At 74.0% G+C, this 11,942-nt stretch carries 10 protein-coding genes and 1 pseudogene; 8 read left to right on the plus strand and 3 right to left on the minus strand.

Annotated features, from left to right (window positions below; genetic code table 11):
- Positions 1–129: 129 nt before the first annotated feature.
- The 3 genes and pseudogenes from IQ279_RS16425 (at position 130) to IQ279_RS28050 (ending at position 2,796) form a co-directional block, all read left to right on the plus strand.
- Positions 130–1,140, plus strand: coding sequence for a DMT family transporter (locus IQ279_RS16425; protein WP_206349403.1), 1,011 nt, complete (start codon positions 130–132; stop codon positions 1,138–1,140).
- 104 nt (positions 1,141–1,244) lie between these two features.
- A pseudogene (locus IQ279_RS28045) lies at positions 1,245–1,331 on the plus strand (hypothetical protein); the annotation flags it as partial.
- 292 nt (positions 1,332–1,623) lie between these two features.
- On the plus strand, positions 1,624–2,796 hold the full coding sequence (locus tag IQ279_RS28050; RefSeq protein ID WP_241028235.1) for a hypothetical protein: 1,173 nt from the start codon (positions 1,624–1,626) through the stop codon (positions 2,794–2,796).
- 325 nt (positions 2,797–3,121) lie between these two features.
- On the opposite strand, the gene IQ279_RS16435 is transcribed toward IQ279_RS28050, so the two are convergent.
- Positions 3,122–3,820: a pyridoxamine 5'-phosphate oxidase family protein gene (locus IQ279_RS16435; RefSeq protein WP_206349288.1), complete on the minus strand. Its 699-nt coding sequence runs from the start codon at positions 3,818–3,820 to the stop codon at positions 3,122–3,124.
- A 68-nt stretch (positions 3,821–3,888) separates the two neighbouring features.
- Between IQ279_RS16435 and IQ279_RS16440 the strand changes: the two genes are divergently transcribed.
- The gene (locus IQ279_RS16440) at positions 3,889–5,238 is read left to right on the plus strand and encodes an aminotransferase class I/II-fold pyridoxal phosphate-dependent enzyme (RefSeq protein ID WP_206349289.1); all 1,350 of its coding nucleotides are present in this window, start codon (positions 3,889–3,891) and stop codon (positions 5,236–5,238) included.
- Between the two features lie 13 nt (positions 5,239–5,251).
- Here IQ279_RS16440 and IQ279_RS16445 read toward each other — a convergent pair whose 3' ends face one another.
- Positions 5,252–6,286: a DMT family transporter gene (locus tag IQ279_RS16445; protein WP_206349290.1), complete on the minus strand. Its 1,035-nt coding sequence runs from the start codon at positions 6,284–6,286 to the stop codon at positions 5,252–5,254.
- A gap of 73 nt (positions 6,287–6,359) precedes the next feature.
- Here IQ279_RS16445 and IQ279_RS16450 point away from each other — a divergent pair, with 73 nt between their 5' ends.
- Positions 6,360–7,265, plus strand: a complete 906-nt coding sequence (locus IQ279_RS16450; RefSeq protein ID WP_206349291.1) for a LysR family transcriptional regulator — start codon at positions 6,360–6,362, stop codon at positions 7,263–7,265.
- 37 nt (positions 7,266–7,302) lie between these two features.
- On the opposite strand, the gene IQ279_RS16455 is transcribed toward IQ279_RS16450, so the two are convergent.
- Positions 7,303–9,447 (minus strand): S9 family peptidase, encoded by a 2,145-nt coding sequence (locus tag IQ279_RS16455; protein ID WP_206349292.1) that lies wholly within the window; start codon positions 9,445–9,447, stop codon positions 7,303–7,305.
- Positions 9,448–9,757: 310 nt separating this feature from the next.
- On the opposite strand from IQ279_RS16455, the gene IQ279_RS28055 reads away from it, so the two are divergent.
- The 3 genes from IQ279_RS28055 (at position 9,758) to IQ279_RS16465 (ending at position 11,726) form a co-directional block, all read left to right on the plus strand.
- Entirely contained in the window at positions 9,758–10,516 is a 759-nt protein-coding gene (locus IQ279_RS28055; RefSeq protein ID WP_241028236.1) for a hypothetical protein, read from the plus strand.
- Complete coding sequence (locus tag IQ279_RS28060) at positions 10,513–10,899, plus strand: YhaZ family DNA alkylation repair protein (protein ID WP_241028237.1); 387 nt, start codon at positions 10,513–10,515, stop codon at positions 10,897–10,899. Before IQ279_RS28055 ends, IQ279_RS28060 begins: the two co-directional genes overlap by 4 nt.
- 116 nt (positions 10,900–11,015) lie before the next feature.
- Positions 11,016–11,726 (plus strand): GntR family transcriptional regulator, encoded by a 711-nt coding sequence (locus IQ279_RS16465; RefSeq protein WP_206349293.1) that lies wholly within the window; start codon positions 11,016–11,018, stop codon positions 11,724–11,726.
- Positions 11,727–11,942 lie beyond the last annotated feature (216 nt).

The following is an 11,942-nucleotide window of genomic DNA, read 5'->3' on the forward strand; positions in this document are numbered from 1 at the left end:
GGACCACATGACAGCTTCCCGACATACGCGGAGAACTCACACGTGTCGAAACCCACTTCTGCCCTGCCCACCGCCGCGCCCACCGGCGGAAGCAGTGATTCCGCAAGCGGTTCCGTTCCGGCCGACGGGCTGTCCGTCGGACGCGGGCTGCTCCACCTGGTCGTCGCCGGGGTCGCCTGGGGCACCGCCGGGGCCGCGGCCGCCCTGCTGTACCGCGCCAGCGACCTGGGCCCGATCGCCCTGTCCTTCTGGCGCTACGTCGGCGGGATCGTCCTGCTGCTGGCGTTCCTCCCCCTGCGCCGCACCGCCCGCGCCGCCGGCCGGGACCGCACCGCCCCGGCCGTGCCCGAGCCGCGGCGCCGCCGGGTGGGACGGATCGTGGCCACCGGGCTCGGTCTGACGCTCTTCCAGACCGCCTACTTCGCGGCCGTCCAGGCCACCGGGCTCGCCGTCGGCACGGTCGTCACCCTCGGCGCCGGGCCCGTGCTGATCGCACTCGGGGCCCGGCTGACGATGGGCGAGCGGCTGGGACGCGGCGGCCTGGCGGCCGTGGCCGGCGCGCTGGCCGGTCTGGCGGTGCTGTACCTGGGCGGGGACGGGACCACGGTGCGGCCGCTGGGCGTCGGCCTCGCGCTGCTGTCCGCGTCCGGCTACGCCGCCATCACCCTGCTGACCCGGTGGATGGGCCGCAACGGCGCGGGCGGTGACCCGTACTCCACCACCACCTGGGCGTTCGGCGTCGGCGCGGTGTGCCTGCTGCCACTGGGACTGGCCGAGGGGCTGCTGCCGCACACCGCCGAGGACCCGGTGCGGGTGCTGCTCCTGCTGGCGTACACGGCTGCGGTGCCGACGGCGCTGGCGTACGCGCTGTACTTCGCGGGGGCGGCGGTCGTACGGTCGGCGACCGCCTCGGTGATCATGCTCATCGAGCCGGTGAGCGCGGCCGTGATCGCCGTGGTGCTGCTGGACGAGCGGCTGACCGCGGCGACCGTCGCGGGCACCGCGCTGCTGCTCACCGCCGTGACGGGGCTGGCGATCGCCGAGGCACGCCTGGCCTCCGGGGCGCGCCGCACGGCCACCGCGGGCGCGGGCGCGGGCGTCGGGGGGCCCGGGGGCGTCGGAGGCGGAGCCGGGGCGTGACAGCCGGAGGGTGAGGGGCCGGAGCGGGCGCGGGCGGAGGAACCGCTTACGCCACCGTCCTGCGTCCGGGCAGCACGGAGGCCGAGCAGGCACTGCGGCGCCTCATTCGTGGTGGCCCCGGGCGTTCCGCCCGCCAGGCCCTCGAAGAACCGGGCCGCGCAGTGCGCACCGTCTTCGCCTGCGGTCACCTGGCCGGCCCCGGCCTGCGCCGGGAGATCCACGGCGGACTCCAGGCCGTGGAGACGTGGAGAACCGGAACAGCGCGAGCACCGTGCCGCACTACGGCAAGGACGGCACCCCGACCGCGCTGTTCCGGTCGAACGTCAACCCGTGTGGCACCTTCCGTCCCGACATGGACAGCCGCCCGTCTCCCACCCGAGATCCATGCCGTGGCGTCGCATAATCCTGTGGAACATCCGGCACCCCGCAGGAAGCCCGGGGGCAGGCCGAGAACAGTCATAGGCAGAGGCGAGGTGCCGGGGAATGTCCGATTCCGAGGTTCGATTTATCCGATCGGTGCTTTTGGGTTCTGTTGTCCAGGTCATGCTGTCGTGGGACGAGGAGCCTGCCCCGGCGGCGCGCCGCTTGGACACCTTGCTGCGCAGGGCGACGCCGGCTGAGTTGATGCGTCTGGAATCGGACTACCGCAACCGGCGTTACAGTCTCAGTTCCCTCGGGCTGAGCGCTTTGAGTGATGCCGTGCCTGATCGGTACGCCATGGCTGTGGCCGCTTTGATGTCGTTCGACCGGTCTGGATATATCAGGGAAGAGGGTGTCGCCAAGCTTGCCGACGCTCCGGACTCCTTCCCGGTTCCCTTCCTGCTGCTGCGGCTCAATGATCCGGTCGGGGAAGTGCGAGGCCTCGCACAGGAAGCGCTGGCCGCACGGTTGACCCCGGAACACGTGGATTTCCTCGTTCAGGCGCTGCCCCTTCTTGACGGCTTGAGCAGACGCGGTAGGGCAGGTCCTCTACTGGCCATGGTGGAGGACCTTCTATACCGTGGCGGAGTAGAAGCGTTGTGGCAGGGCGCCCGGTCGACAGACCCTCCGATGCGCGCCTGCTGTCTGCGGTGGCTCGCCCGGATCGATCCGGTTGCGGCCGTCGAGACCGCTTTCGCGACCCGGGACCCGTCTCTGTGGCGGTGGGCCGCCCGTGTGGCCACGTCGTCACGGCTGACACCGACCGAACAGAACGCGCTCTTGCCGTGCCTGGAGAACAGCAGTAGTCCCCGCATACGTTTGCGGGTACCGCGCGCACGGGCCCGTCAGCAACACGGCGAAATGGAGCTGCGCAGCGCGATGCTCGATTGTGATGCCCGAGTCCGCTACCACGCTCGCGCCACCCTGTACGCCCGCGGCTATACGGATCTCACGCCAAAGGTGTATCGCGATGCCTTGGTGTCCGGTGATCCGTCGGACGCGGTCATCATCGGCGCGCTGGGAGGGCTCGCCGATCTGGGAGGTGCGTGCGACGTGCCGCGGGTACTGGAGTTCATCACACACCGCAAGGCGCGAATACGCGCCGAAGCGTGGCGTACTCTGGGTGTTCTGGACCCGCGGGAAGTGGACCGTAGAGCAGCCCAGCTGGCTGGTGACCCGAGTGGCAAAGTGCGTCGCCACCTTCCGAACCGGGCTGCCTCGGGTGTCGGTGAATGACCGTTTGCCGACACCCGAAGCAGTGATCACAGACCCGCGGACGGGGTAGTGTCGGCGACTCGCATCGAGAATCAACTTCGGGGAACGGTTCTCCGGGTGGTTTCCGACGATACTCATCGGCTACTGCCGCACATCGACGGCCGACCGGAACCCCGATCGTCGGGTCGGCGCACTGCTTCCGCCACGGTGTCGACCGTGACAACGTCCATGTCCACGTCCGCGCCGCCGGCGCGGAGGCGTCCCGCCCGAAGCTCGCTCCCGTCGTGCACCTGCTCCGCGAGGGCGGCACGTCGAAGGCGGCCCGGAACGACAAGCTGCCGGCGGGCTACCTGTTCCCCGTCGTCCGGGCCAGGACTTCGGGGTCGAGATAGCCGGGCACGGCGGCGCCCGCGGCCATGTCCTCGGCCGGTACGGGAGTGCCGTAGGTCCTCCGTACCGGCACCACACCGCTCCAGTGGGGCAGGGAGAGGTCCTCCGGCTCGTCGTTCGGGCCGCCGGTGCGGACCTTCGCCGAGACCTCCTCCAGATCCAGGGCGATGACGGCGGTGGCGGCCAGCTCCCTTGCGTCGGCCGGACGCGAGTCGGCCGAGCGTCCGGGAACAGCCTGGTCGACGATGGCGTCGAGGGCGGCGGCCCGCTCCGCGAGGTCGTCCACCTGGTGCGCGGTGCCGTGCACCACCACGGAGCGGTAGTTGACCGAGTGGTGGAAGGCGGAGCGGGCCAGCACCAGGCCGTCCAGATGCGTCACCGTCAGGCAGACGGGCAGCCCCTCGTCGGAGGAGCCCGCCGCCCGCAGCGGCCGGGAACCGGTGGAGCCGTGGACGTACAGACGCTCGCCGGCCCGGGCGTAGAGGGTCGGCAGGACGACCGGTGCGCCGTCGCGGACGAAACCGAGGTGGCACAGGTATCCGTCGTCGAGGATCGCGTGCACCAGTTCGCGGTCGTACGCCGCGCGCTTGCGGCCGCGGGTGGGGACGGTGCGCTCGGTCTGGGCGTACGCGTCCCCGGGGGCGGTGGTGGACATGGTGTTCGACTCCCTCTCGTCCGCGGCGGCGGCCCGCCGACTTGCTCCCTTTATTGCACTAGTGCATAATGGCTTTTGTGCTAGGAGGATATCGGATCGAGGGGCGGCGCGCTGCCGAAATCGCCGCCAGCGTGGAACGCGGGGTCGGCACGGGGGAGTTGGAGCCGGGTGAACCGCTGCCTCCCATGCGCGAGCTGGCGGCGGAACTGGGGGTGAACCCCAACACGGTCGCCGCCGCCTACCGCGCCCTGCGCGAGCGCGGGGTGATCGAGACGGCCGGACGGCGCGGCAGCCGGGTGCGCCCGCGCCCGGCCACCACCGCACGCGAGGCCATCGGCGTCGAGGCGCCCGAGGGTGTGTGCGACATCTCCGAGGGCAACCCGGACCCGGCGCTGCTGCCCCCGTTGAACGCGGCCCTCGCCGCCGCCGCGCGGCGCCACGAGCGGCACCCGACGCTCTACGGCGCCCCCGGACTCACCGGCGACCTGGCCCGGCTGGCGCGCGAGGCCTTCGACGCGGACGCTGTGCCGCCCGGCCCCGTCGCCGCCGCCTCCGGATCGCTGGACGCCATCGAGCGGGTGCTGGCGGCCCATCTGAAACCCGGCGACGCGGTCGCCGTGGAGGACCCGGGGTGGGGAAGCCTGCTGGACCTCGTCCCCGCGCTGGGCCTGCGGACGCTCCCGGTCGCCCTGGACGACGACGGCCCGCTGCCCGAGGCGGTCGAACGGGCGCTGCGGCAGGGCGCGCGGGCCCTGATCGTCACCGACCGGGCCCAGAACCCGACCGGCGCCGCCGTCCGTGCACCGCGCGCCCGCGAACTGCGCCGCGTCCTGGCCGCACACCCGCGCGTACTGCTGATCGAGGACGACCACGGGCACGGCATCGTCGACCTGCCCCTGCATCCGCTGGCGGGCGAGGACGGCCCGACCGAGCACTGGGCGCTGGTGCGCTCCACCGCCAAGGCCTACGGCCCCGACCTGCGGCTGGCGGTGCTGACCGGTGACGCCGTCACCGTCGACCGGGTGCGCGGACGGCAGCGGCTGGGGCCCGGCTGGGTCAGCCATCTGCTCCAGCGCACCGTCACCGCGCTGTGGGAGAGCCGCGCGGTCGACCCCGCCGAGGTGGCCGGCTCCTACGGCCGCCGCCGCGCCGCCCTGCTCGACGCGCTCGCCGCGCGCGGGATCGAGGCGCACGGACGCAGCGGGATGAACGTGTGGGTGCCGGTGCCCGACGAGACCGGCGCGGTCGCCCGGCTGCTGCGGGCCGGCTGGGCCGTCGCCCCCGGGGCCCGTTTCCGGATCGCCTCACCGCCCGGTATCCGGCTGACCGTCTCGGCCCTTTCCGAGGGCGAGGCCGAGCCGGTCGCCGACGCGGTGGCGGCGGCGGTCCGGCCCGGCGAGGCGCGGCGGTACGGCTGAACCGCACCGCCTGTCACGGCCGTGCGCTCCCTGTCCGGCCCCGTGTCCGGCCCTGCGCCCGGCTCCGTGTCCGACCCCGCGTCCGGCTCTGTGTGAGGGCCGCGCCTGCGAGCACGACCAGCGCACCGACGGGGGTGCTCCAGGCCAGATGCTCGTCCAGCAGCGCCACTCCGGCCGCCGTGGCGATCACGGGGATGAAGTACGTCACCAGGGTGGCCGTGGTCGGCCCCACCTCCGCCACCAGCCCGTACTGCAGCAGGAAGGCGACCCCGGTGCCCAGTGCGCCCAGCGCCGCGACCGCCAGCAGCGGCCCGGTGGGGAACGAGTCCGGGAAGGATGTGAACAGGGGTGTGATCAAAGCCAGTTGGAGAGTGCCGAGCAGAAGCTGGGAGCCGGCCATCGCCACGTTGGAACCGTCCGTGCCCGCCAGTGTGCGCCGCACGTACACCCAGCCGACCGCGTAGCTGAGCGCGGCGGCCAACGCCATGGCCGTGCCGGCGGGATCCTGTCCGTCGAACCCCTGCCAGGCGCCGAGCACGGTCAGGACGCCCGCGAAGCCGACGCCGAGCCCGGCCACCCGGCGCCGGGTGGGCCGGTCGTCGGAGAGGGCGACCAGGGAGAGCAGCATGCCCCACAGCGGGGTGGTGGCATTGCAGATGCCCGCCAGGGTGGAGGAGATGGTCAGCTCGGCGTAGGAGAAGAGGGTGAACGGCAGTGCGTTCAGCAGGAACGCCGCGACCGCCAGATGCCCCCAGGTGCGCATGCCCCGCGGCAGCCGCTCGCGCCGTACCAGCAGCACCGCGCCCAGAACGGCCGTGCCGAACACCAGGCGCCCCAGGGTGACCTGGAGCGGGGCGAAGCCATGGGTGCCGATCTTGATCAGCAGGAAGCTGAAACCCCAGATCAGGCTGAGGGAGGCGAAGCGCACGCGCCAGTCGACCGCGGACGGGCGGCGGACGGACGCGGAAGCCGGGGCAGCCGGAGCGGCGGGGCCAGGGGAGTCGGGGACCGGCACGGTGCCGGCGCGGGCGCGGGCGGAGACGGACATGCGTCAACGATCGCGCCTTCAATGATTAAGGACAAGTGAGAAATCCCGGAGGAGACCGCTTAGTATCGCTTACATGTTGAACCTGGACCGGCTCCGCATCCTCCACGCCGTCGCCCGCCACGGCTCGGTGAGCGGCGCGGCCGAGGGACTGCACGTCACCACCTCGGCCGTCTCCCAGCAGATGGCCAAACTGGAACGCGAGACCGGTCAGCAGCTGCTCGCCAGAAACGGCCGCGGCGTCCGGCTCACCGATGCCGGCCGCCTGCTCGCCGAGCATGCCCGGCGTGTGCTGTCCCAGCTCGAACTCGCCGAGGCCGAACTGGAGGCGCACCGCGGCCGGGCCGTCGGCGAACTGCTGCTCGGCGCCTTCCCCACCGCCGCCCGGGGGCTGTTCCCCGCCGCCCTGGCCGCACTGCGCGCCGACCACCCCCAACTGCGTACCCGGATGCGGGAGATGGAGCCCGAGGAGTCGGTACGGGCGCTGGTGCGCGGGGAGATCGACCTCGCGGTCGTCCTGGACTGGTACAACCGCCCGCTGTCCCTGCCCGGAGGGCTGGCCAAGGAACCGCTCCTGGACGACCCGGCCGATGTGGCGATGCCCGCCGGCCATCCCCGTGCCGGGGCCCGGCGGGTGGAGCTGGCGGACTTCGCGGACGACGAGTGGATCTCCTGGCCCGGGGGCGAGTTCTGCCACGACTGGCTGCTGTTCACCCTGCGCGGCCAGGGCATCGAGCCCAGACTGTGCCACACGGCCGGGGAGCACCACACCCAGCTCGCCCTGGTCGGCGCCGGGCTGGGGGTGGCCGTCGCACCCCGTCTCGGCCGCGGACCGCTGCCGGAGGGAGTGGCCGTCGCCCCCGTGCGGCACCCGATGAAGCGGCACGTCTACGCGGTCTGGAGGGAGGACGCCGACCGCAGGCCGTCCATCCGGGCGGCGGTGGAGGCGCTGCGCACGGCCGCGGACGGTGTCGGCGGCTGACGCGGAGGCCGCCCGGCCCCGCCCCCACCCCCGGCCGTCACCCGGCCCCGGCCCCGCCCCCGGTCCCGAGCCCGAGGGCGTCGCGCAGGAAACCGAGCTCGAAACCGAGCAGCCGTCCGGCGGCCTTCCCGTCGCCGCCGGTGTGCCCCGCACCGGACAGCGGCAGCACCGTGTGCTCGCGCCCGGCGGCCAGCAGCGCCGCCGACAGCCGCAACGTGTGCGCGAAGGCCACGTTGTCGTCGCAGGTGCCGTGCACCAGCAGCAGCGGACGGCGCAGCCGGTGGGCGTCGCGCAGCAGTGAGGAGCGCTCGTAGTTCTCCGGCTCCCGCTCCGGATGGCCCAGGTAGCGCTCCTTCCAGTGGGTGTCGTACATCCGCTGGTCGGTGGGGGCCGCTCCGGCGACCGCGGCGCGGAAGACCTCCGGGTGGCGCAGCACGGCCGCGGCGGCGAGGGTGCCCCCGAAGGACCAGCCGCGGATCGCCACCCGGCCCGCGTCCAGGTACGGACGTTCGGCCACCGCCGCGCGCAGGGCGTCGATCTGGTCCTCCAGCACGGGGGCGAGCTGGTCGCCGCGGATCTCCTTCTCCCACGCCGGCCCCCGCCCCGGGGTGCCGCGCCCGTCGGTGACCAGCACGGCGAAGCCCTGTTCGGCGAACCACTGGGCCACACACGCCCACCACGTCCGGGCCCGTACCACCAGCCGCATCCCCGGTCCGCCGTAGGGGCTGAGCAGGACGGGCAGGGGGCGGGCGTCCGGAGCCCCCGGGTCGTACCCCGAGGGCGGGAAAAGCGCGCTGCGCAGCCGCCGGGCGCCGTACACGGGGAAGAGGGGCCGGGGCGTCACGACGGGCTCCTCGGTCAGGGAGGCGATCCGCCCCACCGCCCTCCCGCCGCGCAGGACGGTGACCGCGTGCCCGTCCGGGGCCAGGCTGTCGAGCACCACGGTGCCGCCCGCCGCGGTGGCCGAGTGCACCCCGGGCCCGTCGCTGACACGGCGGCAGCCCGTCTTCGGCCCCATGGTCCACACGTGCTCCTCGAGCGGGTCCTCGCACCCGGTGAACAGCACCTCCTCACCGTCCGTGCCCAGCACCCCGGTGACCTGCAGGCCCTCCGGGGTGAGGGTGTAGCCGACGCGCAGCCGCCGGGTTCCGGCCGACTCCTCGGCCTTCACCAGCAGCCCCGGGGCGGTGCGGCACGGCGCGCCCGGCACCAGCTCCACCCAGTGCCGGTCGCGCTGCTCGTGCAGAACGCGGGTGGCACCCGTGGCGGGATCGACGGCCAGGACCCGCAGCACGCGCTGGTCGCGGCTCTGCACGGTGACCAGCGGGCCGTGGGCGTCCCAGTCGGCGGCCACCACGTACTCGAAGGCCGCGCGGTCCCAGACGACCTCGGTGCGGCCGCCGTCGAGGGAGAGCAGATGCAGGGAGACGTCGGCGTTGGGCGTGCCCGCGGCCGGGTAGGCCACGGGGCGCGGCGGGAGCTCGGGACGCGCCGGGTCGCAGACCCACCGCCGCCGCACCGGGGAGGTGTCCACCCGGGCCGCCAGCAGGGCCCGGCCGTCGGGCGCCCACCAGTGGCCGCGCAGCCGCCCCGTCGACTCGGCCGACACATGGTCGGTCAGCCCGTACGTCACTGAGGGCCCCTCGGGGGCGGCCAGACACCGGTCGCCGCCGAGGCCGCCGAAGCCGGTGACGTGCAGCGCGCCGCCGGTGACGTAGGCGACCAGCTCCCCGTCCGGGGAAGGCCGCGGATCCACCACGGGCCCGGCCGCCGGCACCGGGAACGGAGTGCCGCCGCCGGTGTCCACCGCCCACAGCGCGCCGCCGAGCGCGTACACCGCACGCCGCAACTGCCGGTCGGCCGCGTACGCCACTATGCCCGTGGACCGCTCGCGGGCCCGCTCGCGTCGCGCCCTCTCCTCGGACGGGACCGGGCCCGTGCCGCCGTCCGCGCCGTGCGGGGCGGCCAGCAGCCGTTCCCCGCCGTCCTCCCACAGCCACAGCCGTCCGACGGGGTCGTCCCCGCCCCCGGTGCGGACGAACAGCACCCGCGCACCGTCCGGGGACACCGCCGGATGCTGGGGGGCACCGAGCGAGAAGCGGCGGGTGCGGGCCAACTGCTCCGGGAAGAGCGCTTGTCCGTGAAGGGGCGCGCCGTCGGGGGCGGCGGTGGTGGAAGGCATGGGAGCAGGCATAGCAGACGGCCGCCGGGCCCGTCGCATCCACCGCGGTCCCCGGCGCGTGCGCGGCCGACCGGACCCCGCGCACCGGCTCTGCCCGCGCCGCGGCCTTCGGCTGCGGCGCGGGCGTGGTGGTCGGGCGCAACCGCGTGCGGCGCCGACGGCGTGTCACGACGAGACCGGTGAGTATCCGGACCGGGCAGGGCTCCACCGCGGCACGGGCCGGCGGATCGCGGCCGCACCCGCGCGCCCCTTTTGGTGACAGGGTTCCCGGAGCCGGGCAGGCGCCCCGGCCGGCACCCATGACGACAGGATGGACCCGGACACCATGGCCGGCGGGTACGGACTGAAGCGGTACTTCAACGGCGAGGCCGCACACCTCATCGGCGGCAGGATCCGCGCGGTGTACCCCGGGTTCGACATCGAGGGGTACGCGGCCGAGACCGAGCGGCGCGTCCCGGGCAAGGAGCTCAAGGAGCGTGTCCTGGTCCTGGCCGAGGGCCTGCGCACCCGGCTGCCCGGGGACTACCCCGGCGCCGTGTCGGTCCTCCTGGCGCCCCTCGGCGACGAACTGGCCGAGGGCGAGGGGGTGTTCAACACCAGCTGGTTCCTGATGCCGGTGGCCAGGTTCGTGGAGGAGTACGGCCCGGAGCACCCCGAACTCTCCCTCGGCGCCATCGAGGAGATCACCAGGCGGCACACCGGCGAGTACGCGATCCGGCCCTACATCGAGCGGCACCGCGGACAGGTCATGGAGCGGATCGTCCGGTGGGCCCGCAGCCCGAGCCACAACGTGCGGCGCCTGGCGAGCGGGGGAGTCCGGCCCCGTCTGCCCTGGGCCCGGACCCTCGACGTCTTCGTCAAGGACCCGCGGCCCGTCCCGGAGGTCCTCGAACCACTGCGCAGAGACCCGTCCGGACACGTCCGCAGGTCCGTCGCGAACAACCTCGACGACATCTCCAGGGACAACCCCGGGGCCGCCCTCGCCACCGCGCCGCGCCGCGCCGGCTGGAGGAGAGCCCCGTCCCCGAGACCGAGTGGATCGTCCGGCACGGGCTGCGCACCCTGGTGAAGAAGGGCGACCAGCGGGCCCTGGCCGCCCTCGGCGCGACCGGCGGAGAACAGGTCCGGGTGCCCCGGCTGAGCGTCACCCCCGGGACGGTGGCCGTCGGGGGCGCCCTCCTGACCGACCTCGACATCGTGAACACGGACGACCGGGCCCACTACGTCACCGTCGACTACGTCGTCCACCACGTGCGCGGGAACGGCCGCGGCATCCCCAAGGTCTTCAAGCTCACGGTCCTCGGCCTCGCGCCCGGCGAACGGCGGAGCCTGCGCAAGGCCCACTCCGTCAGGGAGATCCGGACCCGCGGGTACTACCCGGGTGAGCACGCCGTCGACATCCAGGTCAACGGCCTGGTCAAGGCCACCGGACGCTTCGTCCTGAACACATGAGCGGTGCCCGGTTCCGCCTCGGCGCGGCCGGACCACCGCGGGACCACCGGCACGGTGTGAGCGTCGCGCAACGTGACATTTTATGGTGAGACCACGAATCCGCCGAGGGGGGAACCATGAGCGAGCCGAAACCCCGAAGACTCGTCTCGGTGCAGGAGCGCCTGCGCGACCAGGTCGCCGGCGCCCTGCGCACCGCGCTGGTCGCGGGCGAACTGCGGCCCGGGGCGACCTACTCCGCCCCCGCCCTCGCCGCCGAGTATGGCGTCTCCGCCACCCCCGTCCGTGAGGCCATGCTGGACCTGGCGCGAGAGGGGCTGGTCGAGCCGGTGCGCAACAAGGGCTTCCGCGTCACCGAGTTGTCCGGGCGAGACCTGGACGAACTCACCGAGGTCCGCGCCCTGATCGAGGTCCCGACCGTCGCCCGCCTGGCCGGAACGGCCGCGCGGGAGCGGCTGGAGGCCTTGCGCCCCACGGCCGAGGAGACCGTGGTCGCCGCGCGTGCCGGTGACCTCGCCGGCTGCCTGGAGGCCGACCGCCGCTTCCACCTCGGCCTGCTTGCCCTGGCCGGCAACGCACGCCTCGTCGAGACGGTGGACGACCTGCGCAAGCGCTCCCGGCTCCACGCGCTCGCCGGGAACGCGGAAGCGGGAACGCTGGTGGCCTCCGCGCGGGAGCACACCGCGCTGCTGGACCTCGTGCTGGCCGGCGACGCCGCGGCGGCCGGGGAGCACATGCGCCGCCACCTGGCGCACGCGCGCTCCATGGGGGCCGCGCGCGAACAGGACGGCGAGCGCGAGCGCCCGGCACGGAGACCGGGCGTTGGCTGACCTCCCCGGAATCCTCCCCGGAGGGAAGCTGCGCCCGCGCGTGCGCGGCGCGTCGTCGGCGCAGACCGGGCACGTCGGTGCCATCACGGGGACCGACTGCCGTGGATGGCGTGACGAGTGCTGTGGCCGTCCCGGGACCGGGGGAGGTCCGGCCTGCTCTGGTTTCCCGGCAGAAGCACTCCGGCCAGGAGCTCTCCCGGGCCGCGGTCCCCGGGT

Origin of the sequence: Streptomyces verrucosisporus (assembly GCF_017114865.1) — a bacterium.
GTDB classification, from domain to species: domain Bacteria; phylum Actinomycetota; class Actinomycetes; order Streptomycetales; family Streptomycetaceae; genus Streptomyces; species Streptomyces fenghuangensis.

What these genes read in the sequence shown, in the direction of transcription:
- IQ279_RS16455 (WP_206349292.1), bottom strand. Translation starts at nt 9,447, where the DNA reads ATGCCTTCCACCACCGCCGCCCCCGACGGCGCGCCCCTTCACGGACAA.
- IQ279_RS28055 (WP_241028236.1), top strand. Translation starts at nt 9,758, where the DNA reads ATGGACCCGGACACCATGGCCGGCGGGTACGGACTGAAGCGGTACTTC.
- IQ279_RS16445 (WP_206349290.1), bottom strand. Translation starts at nt 6,286, where the DNA reads ATGTCCGTCTCCGCCCGCGCCCGCGCCGGCACCGTGCCGGTCCCCGAC.
- IQ279_RS16440 (WP_206349289.1), top strand. Translation starts at nt 3,889, where the DNA reads ATGGCTTTTGTGCTAGGAGGATATCGGATCGAGGGGCGGCGCGCTGCC.
- IQ279_RS16450 (WP_206349291.1), top strand. Translation starts at nt 6,360, where the DNA reads ATGTTGAACCTGGACCGGCTCCGCATCCTCCACGCCGTCGCCCGCCAC.
- IQ279_RS16435 (WP_206349288.1), bottom strand. Translation starts at nt 3,820, where the DNA reads ATGTCCACCACCGCCCCCGGGGACGCGTACGCCCAGACCGAGCGCACC.
- IQ279_RS28050 (WP_241028235.1), top strand. Translation starts at nt 1,624, where the DNA reads ATGTCCGATTCCGAGGTTCGATTTATCCGATCGGTGCTTTTGGGTTCT.
- IQ279_RS16465 (WP_206349293.1), top strand. Translation starts at nt 11,016, where the DNA reads ATGAGCGAGCCGAAACCCCGAAGACTCGTCTCGGTGCAGGAGCGCCTG.